The organism is Halovenus amylolytica (assembly GCA_004015825.1).
GTDB lineage: Archaea > Halobacteriota > Halobacteria > Halobacteriales > Haloarculaceae > Halovenus > Halovenus amylolytica.
Genome location: SAYS01000008.1, coordinates 12271 through 36522, shown reverse-complemented (window position 1 = coordinate 36522; position 24252 = coordinate 12271). Strand labels below are relative to the sequence as shown.

At 58.9% G+C, this 24252-nt stretch carries 26 protein-coding genes and 2 tRNA genes; 11 read left to right on the top strand and 17 right to left on the bottom strand.

The genetic code is table 11. The features are described 5' to 3' along the window. Nucleotides 1-80: 80 nt before the first annotated feature. The 3 genes from EOW68_RS08260 to EOW68_RS08250 form a co-directional block, all read right to left on the bottom strand. Entirely contained in the window at nt 81-899 is an 819-nt protein-coding gene (locus tag EOW68_RS08260) for a TrmB family transcriptional regulator (RefSeq protein WP_128224688.1), read from the bottom strand. Between the two features lie 253 nt (nt 900-1152). After that, nucleotides 1153-1644 (bottom strand): Lrp/AsnC family transcriptional regulator, encoded by a 492-nt coding sequence (locus EOW68_RS08255; protein ID WP_128224687.1) that lies wholly within the window; start codon nt 1642-1644, stop codon nt 1153-1155. Nucleotides 1645-1926: 282 nt separating this feature from the next. Continuing rightward, nucleotides 1927-2505 carry a UbiX family flavin prenyltransferase gene (locus EOW68_RS08250; protein ID WP_128224686.1) on the bottom strand — a complete coding sequence of 193 codons (579 nt, stop codon included), beginning with the start codon at nt 2503-2505 and terminating at the stop codon, nt 1927-1929. Between the two features lie 403 nt (nt 2506-2908). On the opposite strand from EOW68_RS08250, the gene EOW68_RS08245 reads away from it, so the two are divergent. Beyond that, complete coding sequence (locus EOW68_RS08245; RefSeq protein ID WP_128224685.1) at nt 2909-3412, top strand: DUF120 domain-containing protein; 504 nt, start codon at nt 2909-2911, stop codon at nt 3410-3412. A gap of 38 nt (nt 3413-3450) precedes the next feature. Continuing rightward, the gene (locus tag EOW68_RS08240; RefSeq protein WP_431358816.1) at nt 3451-3855 is read left to right on the top strand and encodes a VOC family protein; all 405 of its coding nucleotides are present in this window, start codon (nt 3451-3453) and stop codon (nt 3853-3855) included. Between the two features lie 199 nt (nt 3856-4054). Here the strand turns inward: EOW68_RS08240 and EOW68_RS08235 are convergent, their stop codons facing one another. From EOW68_RS08235 to EOW68_RS08200, 7 genes are all read right to left on the bottom strand, one after another. Further along, nucleotides 4055-5476: a UbiD family decarboxylase gene (locus tag EOW68_RS08235; RefSeq protein WP_128224683.1), complete on the bottom strand. Its 1422-nt coding sequence runs from the start codon at nt 5474-5476 to the stop codon at nt 4055-4057. 112 nt (nt 5477-5588) lie between these two features. Beyond that, entirely contained in the window at nt 5589-7370 is a 1782-nt protein-coding gene (locus EOW68_RS08230; RefSeq protein ID WP_128224682.1) for an ABC transporter permease, read from the bottom strand. Beyond that, nucleotides 7367-8470 carry an ABC transporter ATP-binding protein gene (locus EOW68_RS08225; RefSeq protein WP_128224681.1) on the bottom strand — a complete coding sequence of 368 codons (1104 nt, stop codon included), beginning with the start codon at nt 8468-8470 and terminating at the stop codon, nt 7367-7369. The genes EOW68_RS08230 and EOW68_RS08225 overlap by 4 nt, the downstream gene beginning before the upstream one ends. Nucleotides 8471-8493: 23 nt before the next feature. After that, a complete protein-coding gene (locus tag EOW68_RS18605; RefSeq protein ID WP_431358815.1) occupies nt 8494-9723 on the bottom strand; it encodes a transporter in 1230 nt (409 codons plus the stop codon). A 248-nt stretch (nt 9724-9971) separates the two neighbouring features. Next, on the bottom strand, nt 9972-10253 hold the full coding sequence (locus tag EOW68_RS08215) for a type II toxin-antitoxin system RelE family toxin (RefSeq protein ID WP_128224680.1): 282 nt from the start codon (nt 10251-10253) through the stop codon (nt 9972-9974). Next, nucleotides 10246-10530, bottom strand: coding sequence for a ribbon-helix-helix domain-containing protein (locus tag EOW68_RS08210; protein ID WP_128224679.1), 285 nt, complete (start codon nt 10528-10530; stop codon nt 10246-10248). Before EOW68_RS08210 ends, EOW68_RS08215 begins: the two co-directional genes overlap by 8 nt. A gap of 649 nt (nt 10531-11179) precedes the next feature. Beyond that, nucleotides 11180-11252, bottom strand: a tRNA-Arg gene (locus EOW68_RS08200). Between the two features lie 81 nt (nt 11253-11333). On the opposite strand from EOW68_RS08200, the gene hisC reads away from it, so the two are divergent. From hisC to EOW68_RS08185, 3 genes are read left to right on the top strand one after another with little or no spacing between them, the layout of a single operon-like run. Further along, nucleotides 11334-12407 (top strand): histidinol-phosphate transaminase, encoded by a 1074-nt coding sequence (gene hisC, locus EOW68_RS08195; RefSeq protein ID WP_128224678.1) that lies wholly within the window; start codon nt 11334-11336, stop codon nt 12405-12407. After that, nucleotides 12404-12904, top strand: a complete 501-nt coding sequence (locus EOW68_RS08190) for an adenylate kinase family protein (RefSeq protein ID WP_128224677.1) — start codon at nt 12404-12406, stop codon at nt 12902-12904. Before hisC ends, EOW68_RS08190 begins: the two co-directional genes overlap by 4 nt. After that, nucleotides 12901-13515, top strand: a complete 615-nt coding sequence (locus tag EOW68_RS08185) for a CDP-alcohol phosphatidyltransferase family protein (RefSeq protein WP_128224676.1) — start codon at nt 12901-12903, stop codon at nt 13513-13515. The genes EOW68_RS08190 and EOW68_RS08185 overlap by 4 nt, the downstream gene beginning before the upstream one ends. On the opposite strand, the gene EOW68_RS08180 is transcribed toward EOW68_RS08185, so the two are convergent. The 4 genes from EOW68_RS08180 to EOW68_RS08165 all read right to left on the bottom strand — a co-directional run bounded on the left by EOW68_RS08180 (nt 13516) and on the right by EOW68_RS08165 (nt 15644). Next, nucleotides 13516-13758 (bottom strand): DUF8015 family protein, encoded by a 243-nt coding sequence (locus EOW68_RS08180; protein WP_128224675.1) that lies wholly within the window; start codon nt 13756-13758, stop codon nt 13516-13518. Between the two features lie 267 nt (nt 13759-14025). Next, a complete protein-coding gene (locus tag EOW68_RS08175; protein WP_128224674.1) occupies nt 14026-14646 on the bottom strand; it encodes a ribonuclease H family protein in 621 nt (206 codons plus the stop codon). Between the two features lie 158 nt (nt 14647-14804). After that, on the bottom strand, nt 14805-15050 hold the full coding sequence (locus EOW68_RS08170; protein ID WP_128224673.1) for a DUF8028 family protein: 246 nt from the start codon (nt 15048-15050) through the stop codon (nt 14805-14807). Between the two features lie 147 nt (nt 15051-15197). Further along, nucleotides 15198-15644 (bottom strand): DUF8009 family protein, encoded by a 447-nt coding sequence (locus tag EOW68_RS08165; protein ID WP_128224672.1) that lies wholly within the window; start codon nt 15642-15644, stop codon nt 15198-15200. A gap of 248 nt (nt 15645-15892) precedes the next feature. Between EOW68_RS08165 and EOW68_RS08160 the strand changes: the two genes are divergently transcribed. From EOW68_RS08160 to EOW68_RS08150, 3 genes are all read left to right on the top strand, one after another. Continuing rightward, the gene (locus EOW68_RS08160; RefSeq protein ID WP_128224671.1) at nt 15893-16462 is read left to right on the top strand and encodes a HalX domain-containing protein; all 570 of its coding nucleotides are present in this window, start codon (nt 15893-15895) and stop codon (nt 16460-16462) included. A 126-nt stretch (nt 16463-16588) separates the two neighbouring features. Beyond that, nucleotides 16589-16978 (top strand): ferredoxin Fer, encoded by a 390-nt coding sequence (gene fer, locus EOW68_RS08155; protein WP_128224670.1) that lies wholly within the window; start codon nt 16589-16591, stop codon nt 16976-16978. 127 nt (nt 16979-17105) lie between these two features. Continuing rightward, nucleotides 17106-18083, top strand: coding sequence for a zinc ribbon domain-containing protein (locus EOW68_RS08150; RefSeq protein ID WP_128224669.1), 978 nt, complete (start codon nt 17106-17108; stop codon nt 18081-18083). Here EOW68_RS08150 and EOW68_RS08145 read toward each other — a convergent pair. Beyond that, nucleotides 18080-18364: a DNA-directed RNA polymerase subunit L gene (locus EOW68_RS08145; RefSeq protein ID WP_128224668.1), complete on the bottom strand. Its 285-nt coding sequence runs from the start codon at nt 18362-18364 to the stop codon at nt 18080-18082. The genes EOW68_RS08150 and EOW68_RS08145 overlap by 4 nt on opposite strands. Nucleotides 18365-18574: 210 nt before the next feature. Between EOW68_RS08145 and EOW68_RS08140 the strand changes: the two genes are divergently transcribed. From EOW68_RS08140 to EOW68_RS08130, 3 genes are all read left to right on the top strand, one after another. Next, nucleotides 18575-18820, top strand: a complete 246-nt coding sequence (locus EOW68_RS08140; RefSeq protein ID WP_128224667.1) for a DUF7385 family protein — start codon at nt 18575-18577, stop codon at nt 18818-18820. 44 nt (nt 18821-18864) lie between these two features. Beyond that, on the top strand, nt 18865-19848 hold the full coding sequence (locus EOW68_RS08135) for a class I SAM-dependent methyltransferase (protein ID WP_128224666.1): 984 nt from the start codon (nt 18865-18867) through the stop codon (nt 19846-19848). Between the two features lie 103 nt (nt 19849-19951). Beyond that, nucleotides 19952-20025 (top strand) — tRNA-Thr (locus tag EOW68_RS08130). Nucleotides 20026-20172: 147 nt separating this feature from the next. Here the strand turns inward: EOW68_RS08130 and EOW68_RS08125 are convergent. Continuing rightward, on the bottom strand, nt 20173-22269 hold the full coding sequence (locus EOW68_RS08125; protein ID WP_431358814.1) for a DNRLRE domain-containing protein: 2097 nt from the start codon (nt 22267-22269) through the stop codon (nt 20173-20175). A gap of 222 nt (nt 22270-22491) precedes the next feature. After that, entirely contained in the window at nt 22492-23544 is a 1053-nt protein-coding gene (locus EOW68_RS08120) for a hypothetical protein (protein ID WP_128224664.1), read from the bottom strand. Nucleotides 23545-24252: the final 708 nt, after the last annotated feature.

The window sequence follows — 24252 nt, the reverse complement described above, 5'->3', positions numbered from 1 at the left end:
ATAACAGTATATTTGAATTCAGCTGGAAGTTACTCAGTAGCAAATTGTCGAGAGAGAACTGGAAGGAAATCGACGACCGGCTACATCACCGGGTCCGCAACAGGGAGCAATCCCGAGGCGATCATCCGGCGGATGAGGACGACGATACCGTTCTCCAGACCAGTCGCAAAGACCGCCTGCTCGTGTGATCCGTCGTTACCGTCAGCCGGGTAGAACGAACTGACCAGCAACGACGTCCGGTCGACCAGAAGCAGACGACTGATAGCGACCTCGCTGTCGTCTGCCGGTCCCTGGAGCCACCCGAGATCGGTTTCGAATACCTTCACCGACGACATCTCGGCATCGAGTTGTGAGATAACCGTGTCCGTCTTCCCACCGAGTACGACATCGACCCCGCGGTCGACTGCCTCGTGCAACCGGTCGAACAGCGCCTCCGTGAGAATCTCCTCCTCGACGACCAGCAGGACGATCTCCGACTCCGCCTGGTCAAGCAGTTTGTGCGTTCGCGACTCGATTCCCTCGCGGCCAGTCAACGACCACACCTCCTGCATACGATCGGCCGCCGCTGGCTCCGTTTCGATCTCGAGGCGTTCGAGATTCGACCGAAGTGTGTCGATCTGTGTAACGAACTGCTGACGAAGTGTCGCGGTGGCTTCGTCGATACTCACGGCACGGAACTGCTTCGGGTTCGAGTGCTGGACCTCGACCAGGCCCTGTGCCTCTAGCATCCGGATGGCATCGTAGACGCGAGTCCGCGGAACCTCAGAGATATCGCTGATCTCCTGGGCAGTCCCGCTGGCGATCTGTGTCAGGGCCAGAAACGATCGTGCCTCGTACTCTTTCAGTCCCAGATCCAGCAGCAAACGCACCGTCTCGTCGACAGTCGGTGTCTCCGACATCAGGTGTACACGGGGCTCGACGGTTGTGAGTCAGACTGGCGTTCGTCGCGGTACCACCGGACAGTTTCTTTCATTGGTTCTAGGGGAGACGAAGGGAACAGATAAGCATTATTTATCAGATAACTAGTTGTTTGTGGATATCGGTACGAGCAGGAATATTAGTAAAGAAACCGCAACATGTGTTTCGGAAATCAGTACTATTTCAAACAATGACTGTGTTTTCCGCAGCCAGTAGCTGTTCGACAGCCAGGAACTACTCTCGGTTCGATCCGTCAGGACTGCTAGGTGGATCGAAATGGAAGTGATCGAACGGCTGGACGCGCCGCTGGCGCAGGATCTCCGAACTCTCGACCGAGAGACCCAGCGCGTGGATTGCGTCCGAAATGCGAGCCATATCACCCGTATCGTCTGCGACCACCTCGACGAAGAGGTTCTGGCTCCCGGTCAACGTCTCTCGGATCTCGATCACGCCCCGGACACCGAGAAGCTGGTCGACCAGGTTGGACCGCTCCGCCGGGTCCGCTGTGCAGACGAACAGAGCCTGTAGCGGCAGACCCGCCGCCTCGTAGTTGATTTTGGGATAGTATCCCTCGATGACGCCGACCTCCTCCAGACGGTCGATGCGGTTGCGGACGGTACTTGCCGAGACACCCGTCTTGTCGGCGATCTCCTGGGCAGTCGTATCGCGCGCGTTCCGCTGGAGCTCGTAGAGAATCCCCCGGTCCACGTTGTCTATCTCGACCATATAGTGTATTTTATCGTCAAGTTGATAATATTCCCGCTGGGCGAGGGCTGTCATACCGGTGGCGATACGAAACTGAAGAGTTTCGCCACCCCGGGTGGCGCTTTTTGTGGTGTAGGGGCCGCAAAGCCTCAGAGTCAGCACGGGTAGAATGGCGTTTCAGATTCAGAAACGACTAGTCGACGGTACGATTCTAAACGTACCGCCGCCTTTCAAATTCCGTGACGGAATTGATTGCTGTCGCGATGATGACGTTCGTCTCTGCACCCGAGTACAACTGCAATGTTAGTCGGTCGTTCCGTCCCCGAGGCCGTTCCACTCGTCGTGGTCGAACGAGACTCCAAGGTGGGACAGTGCTCTCGACATGGTGTAGCTGACCATCGCATCAATAGAATCGGGGCGCTGATAGAAGGAGGGAAAGGGTGGGACGACGAGTCCGCCCGCGTCGGTGACGGAAAGCATATTTTCGAGGTGAATGCGGTTGAACGGCGTCTCCCGTGGCATCAGCACCAGCGGTCGGCGTTCCTTGAGTGTCACGTCCGCCGCGCGCGTGATGAGATTGCCGCTGAGTCCGTTCGCGATAGCAGCGAGTGTCTTCATCGAACACGGCGTAATGATCATTCCCTCCGTCTCGAACGAGCCACTCGCCGGCTCCGCGCCGATGTTGTCGACGTTGTGGACCACGTCACCGAGATCACAAACCGTGCTGACGGCGCGGTCGGTTTCCTGTCGAAGATTGATTTTCGCCGCGTTCGAGAGGACGAGATGCACCTCGACGTCGGTCTCGGCGAGCAACTCCAGCGCCGAGACGGCGTAGACCTGCCCAGTCGCACCTGTGACCCCGACGACGACGCGCTCTGTCATATTTTTTAAACTGTGTTTTAATCACTAATCAGTTACGACACGACGGGCGAAAAGAGCCCATGCCAGCCGATAGAGTCGAAAACCGCGGGTATGGAGGGATCGCTCAGAACAGGGACGGGCAATGCAGGTGATACTGGTGGCTATACGAAACGGGAGCATTTCGACCCCCGTGGGGTGAGCCGAACAACGTGCGGCGACCCTCGTGAGCACTCGTTCTCACGGTGGTCGACTATCTCGACGAATGTATCGATGAGTTCGTCGGCCATGTGGCCGGCACCCTCCGAGAAGCGCTCGGGTTCGACCCGTTCCACGGGACGCTGAACATCGAACTGTCACCCCCGGAGCCGTCGGTTCGGCTGGACGGTCTCGGCGACACCCACTGCGACGGCGTCGGCTTGACGCCGTGCCGGCTCTGGGGGTCCAGGCAGCCGTGCTCCGGCCACTCGTGCCGGGCTATCCCGACCGGAAAACCGAGGTCGTCGCCCCGGTTCACCTCCGTTCGCTGTTCGGACTGGAGTCTGGCGATTCGGTTACACTCACCGTCGACGGGACACCGTGGCTACCGGAGGGTCACTCATTCGTGCCCGCTTCTCTCGACTCGTTCGAGGCGGTCGTAGTGGACCCGTCCGGACTGTCCCTCGGCCTCCGCGACGTGCTAGCGGAACTGGACGCTCAGGTCGCGCTGTGGACTCTGGAAAGGAGCGACGCAGGTGCAGGGGGCGACAGTGCAGGAGACCGTCGACACCGTTATTCACGCTGGTACCGACTCACGGGCCGACCGACTGCAAACCTGGTTCGACTCCTCGGCACCACACCCGGAAACGGTGTGTTCATCGGCAACTCACGAGCAGACGCCGAAGCGGCCAGCGAGATCGGCGTAAGCGTCCTTCGGCCTAACTGGCTCTGAGGTCACCATTTATGTGGTGGGCGGGCAATAGCCCCGCCATGGCGGACCTCGCACAGTTGTTTCTCATGAGCACCGACCTGGGGGCCGCGCGGCGTTTCTACGAGGACGCCGTCGGGCTCGAACCGCACACAGTCGGAGACAGCAGCGTCGCCTACGACACCGGGGCGTGTGAACTGAAGATACAGGCGGACTTCGACCCCGGGGAACTGGACTCGTTTGGACTGTCACCACCACCGGCAGCGGGTCGGGGCGACGGGGCAGTCGTGGTCCTCGCTGTCGATGGACCACTGCAGGAGACCTACGATCGGATAGACAACGCCGACACAAAAGGCGAATTACTCATCGAGCCGCGCGAGGTCCCGTGGGGCGGCCAGATGTTCCTCGCTCGTGACCCCGACGGGTACGTCTTGGAGATACGACCGGGCGGTGCTACCCAGTCGTAGTTACTCCGTCACCGCAGGCTGGCGGTGCTGGTCGTGGATATAATGCTGGCCTGCCTCAACAACTGCCGCCCTCGGACCGAACCCGCAAGAAGTGGATCGGCGGCGTTACCGAGAGTGCCGACGAGCTAGCGCTGTTCGATATAGATCTGCTACGCAGGGGACGTCACTCGAAAATGTCCTCGAATGCATCCCTGCGTCGTCACTCGGCGAAGAGGTCAGCGTACTCTTCGCGGAGTCGCGTTTCGAGGTCGGAGTCGATACGGGTGTCTGCCGGGAACTCATCTTTCCAGTGGTAGGGTTTCGTCGCGTCGATGAGCATGCGGCTCTTGGTGTGGTCGCCCGACTCGGTCTGTTCCGGGGACATCCGGGGGTTAATCCGCGAACTCACACAGTTCTCGATGACCTGGAGGTCCTCCGCGGGGTCAAACCGGCTCACCGTCGCCCACAGCACCTCATCGAGGTCGAAGGCGTCGACGTCTTCGTCGACGATTATCGTAATACGGCCCTCCCAGACTCCGGCCGGCAGCGACATGGCCTGCATCCCGACTTGCGTGCTGTGGCCGGGGTACTGCTGTTCTATCGAGACGATCTGGAACCAGATACCCGGGAAGATGGTCGTCACCTCGTCGATACCCGTGATGCCGGCTTTCTCCAGTTGGTCCCACAGCTGTGCGCCCGACCGTATCGTCGTCATCGCCGTCGAAGCCATTGGGACGTTGTTATACGCAAGGACGATCGGGTCGTCGCGGTGGTAGATTCGGTCAATCTCGAACGGCCGCTGCTGGGTCTCCCCGGCCCCGTAGTAGCCCGTCCACTCGCCGAACGGACCCTCGGTTATCTCTTCGGCGTCGGGTCGAACGTGGCCCTCGATGACCAGTTCCGACCGTGCCGGGAACGGGAGGCCGCTCTCCTCCCCCTCGACGACTTCCAGTGGTTGGTCACGCTGGGCACTGACAAACTCCAGTTCGTCGACGTGGGCGGGAAACCGCTGGTTCGCTGCCATGAACAGGTCGGGCTGGTGACCCAGCGAGATGACCGCCGGGAACGACTCGTCACGGTCGAAGTAGGATTGGCGGTGCCGGTCGCCGTCCCGGCCGGGGCGGATGTTGAGCGTCGCCTTCTTGGGGCCGTGGACCTGAACGCGGTAGGTCCCCGCGTTGCGGTCCTCGCCGTCGGCGCTCTCCGTGACAACCACGTCGCCCGTTCCAATGTAGGGCCCGCCATCGTTGGTGTGCCATATCGGCGCCGCAAACTCCGTGAGGTCGATGTCAGAACCCCGCTGGACATTGTCGAGGACCGGGCCATCGGTCACCGTCTCTACGGCCCGCGTCTCCGTCTTTGCGATGTGTGCTTTCTGGGCGAGGAGAGCCTCGCGGATGTCGGATGTCGGCTCGTGACCCAGCGAAAGCGTCACATGGAGCGGAGTTTCACCGGCGTTGGTCAGGATTCGTGCCCCAGGACGAGTGTTCGGAATCTCCTCGAACAGCAACGCCGTTTCGAGTCCGTCCCGGCGCGCAATCTTCGAGATGCCGCCAATCTCCAGTTCCTCTTTCGCACCTGTGATTCGTTCGAGCTGGCCGTGCCCCTCGATAGCGTCGATGAACTCCCGGAGGTCCCTCATACCCGCCGTATTGGCAGACTGTGGCGATAAATGTAACCCCGATTCCGTCGGACGGAGACGGTCTGGGCAGCGTCGTCGGGACTTTTTTGTCGAACCGACACGAGGAGCGTCGTCACCGCTGGCCGAGTTCGTAGAACCTGATGCCGTTGCGACGCAGGATGAGCAAGAATCCGACCGTGAGGAAGATGAAAATCGACGAGATGGCTGCCACGGGTGCGAGCCCGGGGCCAAACGAGTACAGTTGGAACAACCGGACAGGGACCACGACGGTGTCAGACGTGTACGTCATGATCGGAATCGACAGCAACTGGATGGAGAGCATCGCGAGGAAAAACCAGATGACAGCGGCCGTGTTCTTGAACAGCGGGAGGAATATCTCCCGCATCTGCTGGGCCCACGTCGCACCGGCGACGCGTGCGGCCTCCTCGAGTTCGGCGTGAATCTGGACGATGTTGCCAACGGCGATGCGGGACGAGACTGGGAGATACACCACGACACAGCCGACGATGATAATGAGCAACGTCCCGTACAGATTCAGGAACGGGACGATCTCTCCCACCCAGAGGAACGTAAACAGGAGACCGGCTCCGAGAATAATTCCGGGCACTGCCAGCGGCGTCAGTGAGAGGAAATCGACAACTCCCCGAAACCGGCCGTCCGTCCGTTCGGTGTAGTAGGCCGTGCCGACGACCAGCACCGTTCCCAGCGTCGCGGCGCCCACAGCGACTATAAGGCTGTTCAGAAACGCCGTCCGTAGCTGTGGGTCGGTGACAGCGGTGACGTAGTGGTCCAACGTCAGCGCCGAGAGATTTACCTGTCCGTACCAGTCGGCGTGGACCGATGTCACCAGCAGCATGAAAATCGGAAGCACCCAGACGACCAGCAAGACAGCCCAGATGGTCGCCGCCAGCGGCCAGCGCCACCGCCCGAGGCTCCAGACGTGCGTCCGGTGTCGGCGGCCAGTAAGCGTCATAAACTCCGTTTTGCGCGCCGTCACCCGCCTGTAGTACCACACGAAGACCAGCATCAACACCAGCAGGCTACACGCGAGGGCGGCGGCTTCCCCGTATCCCGGCGGAAAGCGTCCTTTGATGGCCGTGTGTATCGTCGTCGAGTAGACGTCGAACCCACTTTTCACCCCGAGTATCGAGACGACGGCGAACTCGCCCATCCCATAGAGGAACACAACGATAGTCGCCGAAAGGATAGCCGGCTTGATGAGCGGGAGACTGATCGAGCGGACTGTCGACAACAGGCTCGCCCCGTGGACCCGGCCCACCTCTTCGAGGGCCGGGTCCATATCTTGGAGTGCCGGCACAGTGAGCAGATAGAACGTCGGAACGACGTTGATGCCCGCGATAAAGGCGATGCCCCACGGGCTGAAGATGTCTATCGGGAGCGTCTCGAGGCCGAGCGCGTTGCGGACAACAGCCGCGACGAGTCCCCTGTCTGTCCCGTAGGCGGTGACGTACATAATCGCGTAGATGTACCCCGGAATCGCCTGACAGGACAACAATACGAGCTCCATTCCGCCTTTCGTCGGGAGGTCGGTCCGGACAAACAGCCACGCCGCACCGAGTCCGAACACCAGTCCCGTCACGGTCATTCCGACGGCGATGGAAAGCGAGTTGCGAAAAATTTTCCAGACGGGGAAGAAGTCACCGAGATACACCGACTGGAAGTTCTCGACTGTCAACTCCGCCGCGAACTCGCCGGGATAGCCCGACCACACGCTCGTCCAGAGGAGAAAGAGCAGGGGGACGACAGTCAAAAACGTGACCAACAGCGTGACCACTCCGAGCACGACCCGTTTTGTCGCTCGGTCGAGAACCACCCCGAAAAGCCCTTTGACCCCGTTCCGTGTCGCCTCGAACAGCGATTGCTTCGAGCTCATTGGGAGCGGTACACTTGCAGGGTCTTCGGGGCGAATCCGAGGGTCAACCGCTCGCCCCGCGAGAGATCGCGGTACTGATCACAGTGGACCGTCAGCTCGGTGTCGGTCCCGTCGAACCCAACGGTGATTTCGTAGCGGTCGCCCAGAATTCCCTCAGCGACGACCGTACCCTCCATCTCTATCCGATCGTCCTCGCGTCCGTCGCCACAGATGTCGATATCGTCTGGACGGAGGAAACAGTCGACGTCCCCGTCCGCGCCGTTAGACATGTACTCCGTCTTCGAGAGTGGCACGTCAACGAACTCTGTCCTGACGATACGGTCACCGGCGGTATCGGTCTGAATACGGCCGCCGAATGGGTTGCGAGCGCCGACAAACCGGCGTGTGAACGGGGAGTCTGGGGAGCGGTACAGTTTCTCTGGCGGCCCGCGCTCAACCACCGCTCCGTCCCGGAGAACGACCACCCGGTCGGCCAGATAGAACGCCTCCTCCTGGTCGTGGGTGACATACAGCATGCTTACGCCCAGTTCCTGCTGTATCCGCTGAAGTTCGTAGCGCATCTGCTTTCGAAGCTCCTTGTCGAGGTTGCTAAGCGGCTCGTCCATCAACAGCAGTTCGGGCTCGTGGACGAGTGCGCGGGCCAGCGCGGTGCGCTGTTGCTGGCCACCGCTCAGGTTCGTCGCGGGTTCGTCGGCCAGTTCAGAGATCTCCATCAGTTCGAGTATCCCCTCGACGCGGTTCCGGAACTCCGACCGCGGAATCCCGTGCGAGGCGTGTTCGAGTGGAAAGATGACGTTCTCGTAGACGGTCTTGTGTGGCCAGATCGCGTAGCTCTGATAGACCATCCCAATGTGGCGCTCCTCAGGCGGTTTCGAGACCGTCGAACTCTCAACGGTGTCGCCGTCGATATTGATCGTCCCGCCTTCAGGCGTCTCGACACCGGCGATACACCGGAGTATCGTCGTCTTTCCGCACCCGCTGGGGCCGAGTAACGCGACGATCTCGTCGGAGCCGACCGTCAGATCGATGCCCGAGAGTTCGAACTCGCTCTCGAAGCGTTTTTCCAGTCCACTGATTTCCAACTGTGGCTCCGTGTTCATGATTTTAGGGGGCCGAGGTGACTCTACAGCTCGAAGACGCCGTTGTCAAGTGCGGTCTGTCCGACCTGGGAGTTTTGCCACCCATCCCAGAAGCTGACCGGTTCGAAGTCGGCGGTGAGTCGCTTTTCGGTGTAGGCATCCGGATTCTGGTCCGAGTAGTCGAGGTCGAACCGGCACGGTATTTGATTTGTAACGTCGTTTATCATCCGCCGCTGGACCGGTTCCTCTAGTACTGCACTCAGGAAGAACCTCGCAACCCACGGGTTCGGGGCCTCCTTGTTTATCGCTATCGGCGAGCCGTTCATAAACGCTTTGACATTCGCTGGGAATACCGCACCTAATGGGGTGTCGTCGCCCATGAACGGGTCCAGTACCGTCGGCCAGCAGTAAAACATTAGCGGCGCGTTCCCGTCACGCACCTCCCGGACCGCAGTCGTGGTTGAACTGGCTCCAGTGTAGTTGAGGTGTTCCCGGAGCTCGTTCGCCCACGCGAGATTGTCCATATCCATCTGGTCGGCGTGGTAGCGGACAATCCATCCGACCATGTCCGGAGCGATGTAACGGCTCGACAGGAGCGTCCGTAGCCCTTCATACTGGCCGTCGAACAGGTCGTTGTAGCTCTCCGGGATAGCAAGTCCGCGGTCCTCGAAAATATCCTCGTTTATTGGCATCGTCAGCCCGGGGCCACCATTGTACGCCGCGATGTAGAACGGGTACTGCTGGACGTCTTGAAGTTTGTCGTTGAACCAGAACTTCTGGTCTAAGTCCCACTCGAAATATTCTCGGCCAACATCCAGGCCCGCCTCCCTGCCATCATTCTGGGCCGTGATCTTCATTTCGTCGTCGATGTCGCTAGGGCTGCTCAGGATGTCTGCAGTGTCGTTGTTAGCCTGTCGTTCCTGGACGAACCGCTGGGTCATCTCACTGCCGACACTCGCAAAGACATCAGCTTCGACCGACGTTCCGAACTCGTCGTTGACCACATTGACGAGGTCGTACCACTGCTGGTCCGAACCCGTCGAGGCGTAGATGGTCAACGTAGCGTCGTCATCGATCTGTTCAGCCAAGTCCTCGGTCGTCCACGGGGGCTCGGGCCCGCCCTCTGTTCCATCGCCACTGCCGCCGCCGAGACAACCAACGAGTGTGGCGCTGGCAGCCATCCCCCCCGTTGCTAGTACCGAACGGCGTGAAACGCGGCCACGACGGTCCCCATCAATCTTTTGTGACTCGACCGGCGATTTCTGGTCACTCATATCCGCCACATATAGCACCAATATGTAAACAATTTCGGTGTATTCCACCGAGTTGGGAACGTAGATTCGGATATTGACGTGATTTAGTGGACGGTAGTTGAGGATAATAACGTGATATCCAGATTTCGACATTGAACTGGGAGCATGACGTAGCCGTTATCAAGGAAGGATGATGCCGATTGCAGAATCCTCCGGAGCTAGCGTGGAAAAGCGAGTCCGCCACTGAGCACTGTCGTTCCTGCAAACAGTCAGTCGTCGTCGGCGGTGTACGCGCCTGACCTGTGTTCGATGCTGTAGACGCGGAGCAGCTGCTCGTCGTGGCGAGCCGAACACGCCAGTCGGAACGACCCGATCCTGAGTTTCGAATACGGCGACCCGGTGAGGGGCTCCAGATACTCGTCAGGAGTCCGCCACTCGTCGGCAACTATCTCGTCTAGCTTCGAGACGATGCGGTCCTGCTGGTGGTCATCCAGCTGTCCGAAGGTGTCCTGAGCGGATTTCCGAAACTCCCAGTCCCAGTTGTCAGTCATCCTGTCCCAGTTGTGCCTTCACGTCTTCACTGCTGATAGCCTCGCCCTCACCGGTCCGCAGTTTGTGCTCTTCGGAGGCAATCTGCTTCCAGCTCTCCCGCGTGAACGAGGGGTGTTTCACCGCGTCCCGGAGAACGTATCGAATAAATTCGCTCCGCGAGTTGAACCCCTCTTGTTCCCATGTCCCATCGATGTCTTCCAGAAATGACTCGGTGATTCGGATGTTGATGTTCGTCTTGTCCGGATCTGGTGTATCATTTGTATCTGCATCCGACATACAATACCATAATTGCGCTCACAATATAAGTCTGCGGGAGCCCCGATTCGACCTCGATGAAACGGAATCGACATACCCGTCCTGCCTACCGAATGATGGTACTACGATATTCCGAGTCTCGCCCGTGTGGTTCGCGCGTTCCATCTTGCACACCTCTTTTGACAGATCTCGATCACAATAGCTCTCGAACTATCGCCACTCCTCGTGTCGTGTGTGGATAGGCCTGCAAACGTGATGTGTCTCCCAGCACTGGGAGCCAGATGGAACAGAAACGGTCAGTCGTCACCGGGTTTGTATGCGCCGCCACGCCGTTCGATCGTATACGTATCCAAAATATACTCGTCGTGGTTGCACTCTCATCGTCGTGCAGCAACTCGTCGTGCGTGGTATGGCGACTGGCAGTGCCCAGTCAAACTCCTTTCGTTCAGCAACTGGACGGTCGTTCTTTCAGAGTTTAACGAATCCTGCCGCAGTCTTTCGATTTTTGATCTACGGGCGTGCCGGGAGTGAGCAAACACGCAGTGTTTGCGAGCTACGGCACGCGGGCATAGCGAGCGTGCCGGGATTCGAACCCGGTGCAAAACCTCACTTCGTTCGGTTTTGCGTGGTTCGAATCCCGGTTCCGGTTTCGCTCCCTGCGGTCGCTGCACGGGCGTGCCGGGATTCGAACCCGGGATCGAGAGGTTAGGAACCTCTCGCCCTGTCCACTAGGCCACACGCCCTACAGCCAGGTCTGTCCGGCGCAGGAAAAACGATTACTATCAATGAGCACGCTTAAGATTCGCCGCCTGTTTTGACCGGGCATGCAAACACGGGATCTGTCGGCGCACATTCCCTACAGCGCTGGTCGCGGTGTCGAAGAAGTCGCTCGCGATCTCGGCCTCGACCCGGACGGACTGGTGAAACTCTCCTCGAACGAGAACGCCTTCGGACCGAGCCCGGCCGCCGTCGAGGCGGTCCACGAGACGGCCGACCAGATCCACACGTACCCGAAAGCCGCCCACACGGATCTCACCGACGCCATCGCCGAAAAGTGGGAGATCGACTTCGCCCAGGTGTGGCCCACAGTCGGTGGCGACGGCCTCCTGGATTACTTCGGGCGCGCCTTTCTCACCGAAGAGGATCGAGTGCTCGCACCCGACCCCGGCTTCGCGTACTACCCGATGAGCGCACGGTATCACGGCGCAGCTGTCGACCAGTACCGAATCGAAAAGGAAACCGGCTTCGAACAGTCGGCCGACAGCATCCTCGATGTATACGACGACCACCGGATCATCTACGTGACGACGCCGCACAATCCGACTGGCTCCGAGATGCCGCTCGACGAGATCGAACGACTCGCCGCGGAGACAAGCGAGGAGACACTCGTCGTCGTCGACGAAGCCTACGGCGAGTTTACAGACCAGCCATCGGCCAGGCCGCTGGTCGACGACCGCGAGGATATCGCGATCCTCCGGACGTTCTCGAAAGCCTACGGACTGGCTGGACTCCGAGTCGGCTACGGCCTCGTCCCCGCGGAGTGGGCCGATGCCTACGAGCGAATTAACACGCCGTTTGCAGTGAACACGGTCGCCTGCAAGGCAGCCTACGCAGCCCTCTCCGACGACGAACACGTCGAAGCGACCGTCGAAACGACAAAGTGGGCGCGAGAGTACATGCACGACCACCTCGACGCACCCACCTGGGAAAGCGGCGGCAACTTCGTTCTCGCAGAGGTGGGGGATGCCTCCGCAGTCGCCGACGCGACCCAGCGCGAGGGTGTCATCATCCGGGACTGTTCGAGTTTCGGCCTGCCAGCCTGTGTCCGGATTACCTGCGGGACCCGGGAAGGTACCCGCCGGGCGGTCGAGATCATAAACGAGGTGCTCGCCGAGTGAGAGTCGCCGTGACCGGGACCCCAGGAACTGGGAAAACGACCGCTGTCGAGGCCCTCGAAACTGATCTCGACGTCGTCCACCTCAACGAACTCGTCGCGGAGGAGGGGCTAACGACCGGTCACGACGACGAACGCGACTCGGCGATCGTGGATCTGGATGCGGTCCGCGAGTGGCTCGAAGGTCGTGACGGAATTCTCTTCGAGTCCCACCTCGCCCACCGGTTCGATGCAGACCGGGTCGTCGTTCTTCGGTGCCATCCAGAGACACTCGAAGACCGGCTTGCCGGCAAACGCGACGCGTCCATCGAGGAAAACGCCAAGAGCGAAGCCCTGGATGTGATCCTCGGCGAGGCGGTCGACCGCCACGGCACCGAGAACGTCTACGAGATCGACACCACGGACAGGTCGCCCGGGGAAGTCGCCGATGCGATCGACTCCGTCGTTCAGGGACGGCGCGAACCGAGCGCTGGCACCGTCTCTTTCGTAGAGTATCTATGACACTCGATAGCTTTCGCCCGCTCGCCGACCGGCTGATGGAACCGCTGATCGCCGGTGCCAAACGCGTCGGGCTGACGCCGGATTCGGTCAGCATCCTCGCGATCGTCGCCGCCATCGGTGCCGGTGTGAGTTTCTACGGTGCCGGCGAGCTGCGACTACTCTATCTCGTCGGTGCGGTGCTCGTCTTCCTGAACGGAGTGCTGGATCTCGTCGACGGCGGACTGGCGCGAGAACTCGGCACGGAGTCGGCTGCCGGCGATCTGCTGGATCACGTCCTCGACCGGTACGCAGACCTCATCCTCATCACTGGACTCGCAGCAGGCGTCGGCCAGTACGCGCTGGGACTCGCGGCGGTCACCGGTGTGTTGATGACCTCCTATCTCGGGACCCAGGCACAGGCCGTCGACCTCGATCGGGTGTACGGCGGACTCCTCGGGCGTGCGGACCGCCTCGCGCTGATGGGTGTGGTCACGACTATCGCCGCGTTCGTCGACGTGACTGCTGTCGAGTTGACGGTTGTCGGCTGGCTCCTCGTCGTCTTCGCTGTCGTCGGCCACATCACCGCCCTCCAGCGATTTTACTACGCGATGCGAGCACTCTCGGGGGAGTAGCTACCGTCTGTTTTCGATCGGCGGATTGAAAAACAGCACGTCGAAGACCAGGGTGAGACTGAGAACTGCGCCACCTGCGACAGTGACGTGAAATGAAATCGCAAACAGGATCGAAACGACTGCCGCGATGGTGAACAGTACCGGAATGGCAGTCAGGACGAGATCGTATCGCGTCAACTGATCGAACAGCCGTTCCCAGAACGTCAATTCGTGACTGTGCTCAGTGTTGCGACTAACTGCCATTGTTCTGTCACCTCCTGTTGAGTTGTACGTACTGCAACCTATTTATATTTTTTCTGAGTGACGTTGAGGGAATTCACAGTAATTGATCAAGATGCCTCTATCAAATATTGGCATAACTTATGAAAATAATATCGAGAGCGGGTCCGACCGTGGAGGTCAAAGAGGGACACGACAGTCCCGGATATGCGTGATACAATCAGTCGGCGACACACGAACGACAATCAGGATACCCCGACCTCCGTTGCAGCGATCGGAGGCGCCGGCAATCTAATCGCTCGCGCCGCGTTCGGACCGGGACGGCGGCGGGATTTCCTCCGAACTTGCAGGGGTGCCAGGCAGCACACAGCGCTGGGATTCGGTGTTGACGTGTGCATACCGGTTAGGTTCGTTCGCGAGCGGGTGTGCTGGATTTCGGTCGCCGGAGATCCGTGCGGCCCGGATTTCGGTGAACCCACAGAGCCTGGCGCGGATGCCACGCCAGTGGTTTCCACTATACTCCGGGACGGAAATCTGGTGTGGGGTGCCGTACTGGCTGTCGCGGGTGGCCAGCACCGAGGCGTTCACGTTCGCTGCAAGTTCGTCGTGGTCGATGAGGAGGCCGACCCGTGCAGTGTCCGGTGATCTCGCCGCGAGGACATCCAGCCCAAGGTGGAGTGCCTGATACTCCGCGACGTTGTTGTTCGGAGGTTCGTTCGGGACGGAGAGCCGTGTAACACGTGTTCCGTCTCGCGTTTCGATGACGACGCCGAGCCCGCCACCGGCCTGTCGAAAGGAGCCATCGGTGGCGAGGTAGAAATCTCGATGGTGTGTTGCCGGTGGGTGGGCAATGTGTGGCGTCGGTGCCTCGTCGAACAAGTCTCGTAATGACGGCCGGCCGTATGCGGCCATACACGTTGTTGGACCTCATCCCTCTTAAATTGTGCCGCTGTTGATACTCCAGTATCAGGTAGCTGAAGACGGTCTGGCGACACTCCCGTGTCCGGAACCGAGACAGATCTTTCAGAAATAGAAGAGAAGCGTTCCCCGAGCCATCCGCTGGCGGGCCGTTACTCCTGGCCGTGCCGGTGACCGAAGTACAGGGCAACGACATTCAACACAACGAGTGCAATAAATGCGGTGAGCATCGATTGCGAATCGAGTCCAGCCGTGAGCAACGACAGATGCATAAAAGGGAGGACGATCGCTGCCCAGAACGACACCCGTTTGACTGGCCGTGCAAGCAGCTGGGGGACCGAGTGACTGGACAGTGCATCACGGATAAATCCAGGATCGGTTATGGAGGAGCTCGACATTGACACTCGTGTAAAGATAGACATAGCTATTATAAATAACCGCATCAGGCTTCGTGATATTTTGGCACATTTTTCGCAGATGGACGTCCCTGAAACCCCCCGACCACAGCCTGAGAGCCAGCAAGATATTTTATCGAGCCGTGTGAGCTAGTCACTAGCAGCCCCGAGGAGTGAGACTGAAAGCTCGTGGTCACCGGCCGGTGTTTCGATCGTCGCCCGATCGCTGACAGCGTCGGGCACCTGCTCGCGCCACTGCTCGATGGCCGCTTCGTGCCGACGGCGATGACGCTCGACCGTGTACGTCGTCGACGGATCTGTCCGGAGTTCGTCCTCGGTTTCGGCCGGTTCGGGATACGCCGGGAGTGCCCCGTCGATCAGTGCTCGGGGCTGAATGTGAATCGGCTGTGGCTGTTGGCTGTATGCTGTCCCGAGATCGATGTGGAGTCGAGCGCGCATCCGGCCGCTGAACGGCGGTGTCACTCGAAGAACGGCATTTTTCGAACTCGTCCGGTTCGTCTCCAGCGCAGAGACGAGATCGTCGACAGTGACCGCGATCGACCGGATGACTGTCGGATCTGACGATTCACCTGACACAGTCCCCGTATGTACGCGAAAACAAAGTATATTGTGTGCCGTCGGCAGTGGGGGCTCGTCCGACCCAGCCGATACTATTTTAATTCCACTCTACTATACCGAATGTGTGCAGCACACAGAGAGTTACCTGGTGGATTTATTTCGACGGTGGGCGGTGGTCGGCAGACGGTTCCGACCCGTCGCTGGAAAACGGACTCTCCGTTCGGTTGGTGGCCGCTCAGGGGTCGCGACAGGACACTGATACAGCTATGAGCAACGAACAAACTACGATACTAGTTGTTGACGACGAGGAGGATATTGCTGATCTCTATACGACCTGGCTCGAGATGGACCACGAAGTCCGGACCGCGTATGGCGGCGAGGAGGCACTCGAGAAGGTAGATGGAGCGGTCGATATCGTGTTTCTCGACCGTCAGATGCCCGACCACTCCGGCGACGAGGTGCTCGAACGGATCCGCGAGCGCAACCTCGATTGCCGCGTCGTCATGGTGACCGCCGTGGACCCTGATTTCGATATCGTCTCGATGGAGTTCGACGACTATCTCACGAAACCGGTGATGCGCGAGGATCTCGACGAGGCAGTCGAGTCGATGCTCGAACGTGACGAGTACAACGAGACGTTACAGGAGTATTTTGCACTAACGTCGAAAAAAGCCACCCTGGAAGCAGAAAAAACACCCTCTGAACTCCAGGAGAGCGCGGAGTACCAGGAGATGGTCAACCGCGTCGAAGAACTGGAGTCGGAGGCTGACACGGCAGTCTCCGGTTTCGACGACGATTTCGATTCACTGTTTCAGGAGTTTCCGAGCGGCGAATAACCTGTCATTCGGCTGTTTGGGCCCAGTCACGCGTTCTCCCTGTCGATCCATCATACTGTTTTGCTTTACCGGTTACATTACCAGAAACAGCAAAGTCTAACCCGGTGGACGTAAAATAGATGGATGATGCCAACTGTAGAATACCTCAACTACGAAGTTGTAGACGACAACGACTGGGACATGTACGAACCAGGCGTATTCGACAAAGCAGCAGATGCAGGCCTCGACGACGAGGATTACGGGACGCTCGACGTCAACGAAGGGGAGTACATCCTCGAAGCAGCCGAGGCCCAGGGCTACGACTGGCCGTTCTCGTGCCGTGCAGGTGCCTGTGCGAACTGTGCCGCCATCGTCGTCGACGGCGAAATCGACATGGACATGCAGCAGATCCTCTCCGACGAGGAAGTCGAAGAGAAAGATGTCCGTCTGACCTGCATCGGATCGGCCGAGACGGACGAGGTGAAAATTGTGTACAACGCAAAACACCTCGACTACCTCCAGAACCGCGTCATCTAAGGGACGGACAACGCCGACATTTTTTCACAACCGCCCCCACAGCAGCAGGTTCGAGTATCCGGATAGCTACTGCTGTGAAACGAGGCAAACAGCAGTATTTATACAGGAACTCCAGTAACTCAGGACAATGAGATGGCGGTGTGAGTGGTGTGGTAAACCACACGAAGAGAACGACCCGCCCTGTGACAACTGTGGCCACGGGAAATTCGAGGAGGCCGTCGTCCAGCAAGCCGGAGCAGGTGACGACCAGGATTCGATGCTGGTCTGGGTCTGTACGGAGTGTGGGCGTGAACACACGAAAAACTCCCCACCCTGTAGCCGCTGTAACAACGCGACTTTCGAACGCCGGGAGAAGGTCGTCACCGATGCGGATCTGACGGATGGACCAAACGCGGAGAAGGTGGAATCTATCGAGCAGGACACGATGACCGTCTGGGTGTGCCAGAGCTGTGGCAAGGAACACACGAAAAATAACCCACCGTGTGACCGGTGTGGGACGGCAACGTTCGAACGGGAGACGAAAACGATCAGCGACGACGAACTCACGATTCCGGGCTATCTGGATCTGGTGACACCGAGATACGCTGCCGTCCTCGGTGTTGTCCTGTTGATCGCTGTGGTGTTCGGACTCGGCGCTGCGGGCGTGGTCGATCTCCCCTTCTTCCCGGACGACAGCGTACCCGAGGTAGAGAACGTACCCGGCAACGAATCAGTGGTGAGTGGGATCGCACTCGCGGACGTCGAGGGCTCGTACGTCGAACAGCTCAACGAGCGGCGGGCTGGGACAGAGAGCAGAACACTCGACCGCTCGGCGTATCTGGACGACGTTGCGACCTTCTACAACCAGCGGCGGATCAAGTCGCTACTCGGAGACGGGGCGCTGCCGACAAACGAGGAGCTCTCCGATCTCCTGCGCGAGGAGTGTTCGGCGAACCCGTCGCTAGAGACGGTTACAGTTACCATGCAAGACGGGAACTCACCCGAAGAACTCGGAACGGAGTTCGCGGACTCGGTGGACGTCGATACCCCAGGAACAGTGATCGGTGTCGACATCCACGGCGTCGAAAACGAACTGATCCTGTCGCAGTTTATCTGTGAGAGTTAGCTGGCTGTCTCGTACGCACTCTGGAGGCTCTCGGATTTCTCGATGACACGCTGTGCACCGTCTTCGAGCGCGTCGAGTGCGTCGACAGATGGCTCGGTTTTGATCGTCAGCACCGGATCGGTCTGGCCACCCGACTGCTCGGGGTTCATGTCGTACGTTGCTGCCGAGACACCCTCGGTTTCCAGCAGCGCACCCTTCAGAACGTTCATAAACGTGTGATCCTCGCCCGCAATCTCGATAGAGAGTTCAGTCTCCTCTTTGTCGATTACCCGCAGTTCCATACCGGTACATAGCAGCGTTTGCGTACCTCAACCTTTCGACTCCCGATTGAGCGGTAGGTAGTTGATTGGAGGTTCGACCAACAGCATTCAGAACAGCAAGAAAGGGGGCTTCGGGGCTTTCTTGCTGTCTCCATTAAAGCCGTTCCGACGAAACAACGAGCACCAGCGACAGCCACGAAAGCTAAGACACTCGCCGCCCCTCCATCGAATATGGAACAGCTTTCGGTCTCGGATGGGTTCGACATCCACGATTACCGGCACGGACTCAAACTCATCCAGCAGCGCCGGGAGACGATGCAACTCGAAAACCGCGAGGACAACTTCGCCTGCCCGGCCTGTGGCAAGCCGTTCGAGAAGCTGTTTATCAGCGAAACGCAGACGAACAGCTTCGGAAAGCCGGGCACCGCATTCTGTATCGCCCGAACAGACGAGAAAATCTTGCTGTTGACACACTAACGGACAACGTCAGACTTACCGCCAGCGCTCGCAGAGTATCGACTATGACTGTCCCCTGCGTTCGGGTATCCCGGGAGGCCGGCGAAGAGACACGGCAATCCCTGGCCCAGTTGGATCTCGTCGACGACGACCACGAGATCGTCCACGAGGAGGGGACGCTCTTTATTCCGGTGACCGATCCCGACGCGGTGCCGGCGGAGTACGAACTGACGGAGCGGGAACTCCCAGGGCGGCAGCGTCAGACCACGCCTGCGGATCTGGTGGATTTCACACCCGCATACGAACGACTCGGCGAGGTGATCATCATCGACGAGGACGACCCCGACCGCGCTCGCGAACTGGCCGATGCGATCGCCGCGTCGGATATTCCGACGAAGACGGTGCTCAACCGCGCCTCGAAGATCCAGGGTGTCGAACGCGTCCGTGACTGGGAGATCCTCGTCGGTGAGGAGACCGAGGCGATCCACCGCGAGTACGGCTGTGCGTTCGCCCTCGATCTAGCGGCGGTGTACTTCTCGCCACGGCTGGCGACCGAACGTCACCGCGTCACAGAGCAAGTCGGCGAGGGCGAGCAGGTGTTCGATATGTTCGCCGGCGTTGGCCCGTTCGCGATCCCGATTGCAAAACGAGGAGCCACAGTCGTCGGGACCGATATCAACGAGACGGCGATCGAGTATCTCCGCGAGAACGCCACCCGGAACGGGGTCAGCGATCGCGTGACTGCGATCCACGGCGACGTCGCCGAAGTGGCCACGGAGTACGAGAACTGGGCGGATCGGCTGGTGATGAATCTCCCCCACTCCGCCGACGAGTTCGTCGACAGCGCGGTGAAGATCGCCGGCGAGGAGGCCGTCGTTCATTATTACGATATCCAGCACGAGGACGATCTGTTCGGGCCAGGCGAGCGTGCGTTGCGGGCGGCAGCCGAGCCGGAGTACGAGGTGACAGTCGAGAATCGGCACACAGTTCGCTCGTATGCCCCCCACGAGTACAACGTCGTGCTAGATGTTCGGCTGGAGCGGAGATAGGGGCGGGCGGATTCGCAACGCTTATTGGTCGTATCGATACTACGTTTGCGTGAGTGCCGGTGCCCTGCGAGTCGTGCAGGGCTCGGGACGAGCGAAAGCGAGTGCCGGTGTAGCTCAGACTGGCAGAGCGATTCCTTCGTAAGGAATAGGCCGAGGGTTCAAATCCCTCCACCGGCTTTCTGCTGTGAACGAACGTGAACAGCGAAAGCCACGAGGGATTTGAAGCAGGGAGGAGCGAAGCTCCGACCGTGGTTCACAATACCTCCACCGGCTTGCTTCTGCAGACGATCTACAAAGGGGGAGCCACCAGTTATACTACTCCACTCACTGTTCGGATTGCTGTTTTTCCGAGACGTAAGATACTGTCAGTTGTGGAGGCGTGTCGCTGTTCGACGTCATGAAGTCCCAGCCATCATCACCGAGGGGCAGGACTGCCCAGCCGTCGTTCTGGGCTCCATCGGCCCACTGCTGGACACTCCGGGTCACGTCGATCGAGGTCGAACCCTCCGGGACCTCACCCGTCTCAAACTCGGGATCAGTCGTCGCCTCGTTCCCGTCGGCCTGGATCCCACCGTCGAGCGAGGTCCACGTATCCTCACCGCTCCAGTCAGTGAGTATCCGATGGACTGCACCGCCGTCTCCGTCGTTGATGGTTTCGACCGTGAGTGTCGCGTCTTCGACGATTGCGTCGGGCGGTAGCTGCTGCCCGCCGTCACCAATGAGATTGTCGAACCGGATCAGCGCTTGAGCCTCGTTATTCGTGGAGTGTGGGTCCTGTGTATCTATCGTGACTGATTCAGCTGTACTGAACGACTGCTCCGGCTCGTTCTCACGGAGGTTGGTGTCGACGGTTGCGCTGTACCCATCTGAACCCTGCTGGAGGGAGATACGCTCCGACTGGTCAGAGCTGTTATCTGCGTCGGGGTCGTATGAAATCGTCAACTTCGGTGGTGTGTCAGAGTTTGAAGTCGCAAAGTCCCAGCCATTGTCACCGAGGGGCAGGACTGCCCAGCCGTAGTTGGGCTCGCCGTTGATCCACTGCTGGACACTCTGGGTCACGTCGATCGACGTCGTTCCAGTCGAGATCTCGCCGGTCTCGAACTCTGGATCTGTCGTCGCCTCGTTTCCATCGGGCTCGATGCCACCGTCAAGAGAGACCCAAGTGTCCTCACCGTTCCAGTCAGTTAGCATCCGATGGCCTACGCCACCGTCCCCCTCGTCGGTGGTCTCGACCGTGAGTGTGGCCGACTCGATTGTCGTGCCGGGCGAGACCTGCCCATCATCGTTGCCTATGATATCGTTGAACCGGAGTAGCGCCTGTGTCCGGTTGTCCGTGGAGTGGGGCTCCTGTGTATCGACTGTGACGCCTCCAGCCGTATTGAACGACTGGTTTGGCTCTGCCTCGGCGAGAGTGGTGTCGACGGTTCCACTGTACCCGTCGCTCCCCTGCTGGAACGAGATCTGTTCGGAGCCGTCCTCCCGTGAAGAAAACCGGCTGTCGAAGTCGAGATCAAACGTGAACTCGCTGTCACTGTCAGTCTCGTACTCGTCCAGACTCGGCGAGTAGGATCGGACGCGGATTCGGTCGGCTGCCTCTCGTCCACCGCCCGGGACGAACTGGAGGAGTCGTACCCAGCCATTGCCTCCGTTTGCCCGATCCTGATAGTCTGCAACGATCTCGTAGACCGGAAGATCGGCCCGGTTCGTAGAGACCTGATGGTTCTCCCCGTCCGTCTCGTGCCAGTGGCCGTTCAGGACCATGAAAATTTGCGGGTTCGGTTCGATCAGTTCCTGCCAGACCGCCTCACCGGTGTTGGCATCGTCGCTTCGATCTTGCACCGAACTCGTCCGGCCGCCGTCGTCACGAAGATAGGAGTGTGTCGTCACGATCGTCGGTCGGTCGGGATACTCGTCAATGATAGACTGTGCCCAGCCAAGCGGTGTCGACGGTTCCGAGGCGGTCCCAGCTGGTTCCCACTCCAGTGCGAGGTGGAGAAAGTCGTAGCCACCAGCCGAAAACAGCTGATAGGAGTTGCGGCCATCGTCTCCGGGGCCTGCACCCCCGTACCAGGATCGATCTTCGAATCTGGACTGGCCGAAGTACTCGGTGTAGTTCGCAGTGGACGACGATTTGTCGTTCGTAACGGCCCAGTCGTGGTTTCCAGGGAGCACCGAGTACGGCACCGCCCCATCCAGCGTCGACATGGTCGCATCGATCCGATCCCACTCCTGTTCACTCCCGCCGTCGTCGACCAGGTCCCCCTCGTGGGTGACGAACTGGATCGACTCGCTGTCGAGATTGTCGACGATCCAGTCCGTCTGATCAGTTGCGTAGGAGGCCAGATCAGTACTAGCAGCGTAAAACTGCGTATCGGGGATAGCTACAACAGTCCAGTAGGTCTCCTGGTCTTGCCCAGCCACTGCGGTCGTCTGAACCGTCGCCAGTATTCCGCTGGCTAGGAGACCGAGAACGGTCCGTCGAGAGCACCCCGATCTCACGGGAGCAAGGTCAGTTGAATCGGCGTCGGGCTGTGAGCGTGTGCGTGGGATGCGGTCGAATCGGGCCATTGGTAGGTAAATCAAATAAATGCACAGCTCATGCGGTGAAAAGTATAGGCCAACTTTAGTCAGAATAGAGCGAGCTTACGTGGTCATATGAGTTTCCTGACCAGGTTCGACTTCCGTCGGCAGATCGCTAAACGCGTCGGTAATCTGAGTTCTGATTCCGTCCGCTTCCCAGATTCGCGTCCGGGGAATCCGAGCGATGAGCGTAGGGGTCGATTGCAAGAACTGGCGCTGAACCTGTGCTTCCTCCGTACGAATCGACTCGAAGACCTCTGTCCGGTCTGCCGCCGGGAACAATGAATCAGTCGCCATCGCGTACTCCTCAAGTTGTTCGTTCCACTCGTAGTGATGAATCGTCCGCAGTGCTCTGACAACCTGCGAGGTCGGGATCTGTTCGACATTTACCCTGGCCTGCTTGGGCGCAGCCCGTAGTAAGACGACTGCGTCGACACTTGCCTTATCCACGTATTTCGCACCAGGCACCATCGAGTGGAGATCCTGAAACGTTCGTTCGCTGTCGATGTACTGACTCGCGAGATACGAAGCGACCTTGTCGAAAAAAGAGCGCGACGGATCAATCTTGGCATCGACGAAGTTCTCGACTTTCTCGTCTAACTTCTCTTCGGGAGTCTCGAGTTCGGTGAACGACTCTAGCTGCTCGGTACCGACGTTGACTGGGGTCGGATATCCCTGCACCGATCCATCCTCATCGACCCACAACCTGTCGTCAGAGAGGTAGTCTCCTCCAGCAAATAGCAACGAGAGTAGCGTGTTCGTCTTGCCCGCAGACCGCCACGCGGGAAAGAGGATCGTCTGCCCCTCGAACTGGACACCGGAGGCATGGATCAGTGCCTGGCGATTTTCGAGGAGTCGACGACGGAGTTCGAACTCGATCATGTAGACCGTTTTGAACGGTTCCCAGCCGGGCGAGCGGTTCATCGCGAACTCCTGCCAGTCGGGGTCCGTCACGAGGTAGTTCGAGCCGCTCTGAACGACGAAGTTGTTGCCGTCGCGGCCGTAGTTGTCTCGCGGATGGCCGAGAACCTCGTCACTCTGTGGCTTCTCGTCCGAGAGGACACAGCAGATGTCCGGCGTCCTATTGGGCTCCTCGACACGGAACCTGTCGTACATTCTTCGAATCTGATCAACCGATCGGCCAGACTCGCCGATGATCTCGACGAGCAATGTATCCAATATATTATGATAGGTAGTAACCATGCGATCAAGTACACGCTATGTGAACCGCTTGATGAGACCTTGTTATATTGAACTTATTTGAAACTTCGGGCGTTATGCCGGGCTTTGTAGTGGTATGTAGGTCTAAATAGCTGATTCTGGTTGTGAGAGAAGTTATCTTCAATCAGCAGATATTGAGAGTGATACAGAGCAAGATCAGTCTATTTTTACGAGACAGATCGTGCTACACGCGACATTAACTTTCACAAACAGAATAAGATTGGATTTAGATTGTTCTGTGTAATAATGGACTTACATCGGGATGCTAAATTACGCTAACTCAGGGAACAGGTCAGTTAGTTTTGATGGTCGGTGAGGGACCGTCTGGAGGGTTGATTGGGGGCAGCTGGGTGCCTATGCGGTTACTCGGTACGTGTTTTTGGGGTCGATCTCGGTTCGGTGGCAGTTCGGACACACATACTCGACGAGTTTCGTTGTTTCATCGTTGTGGTTCATCCGGGCCCCGCACCGTTTGCAATCGGTCATTACATTCTAACATCAAACACCACTATTACTAAAAGATTATGGTATTAATTAGAGTTTGGCGCTACATTCAAATTAGAATTACTTCGAAAGCTCGGATATTGTCCAGACAATCGAGTA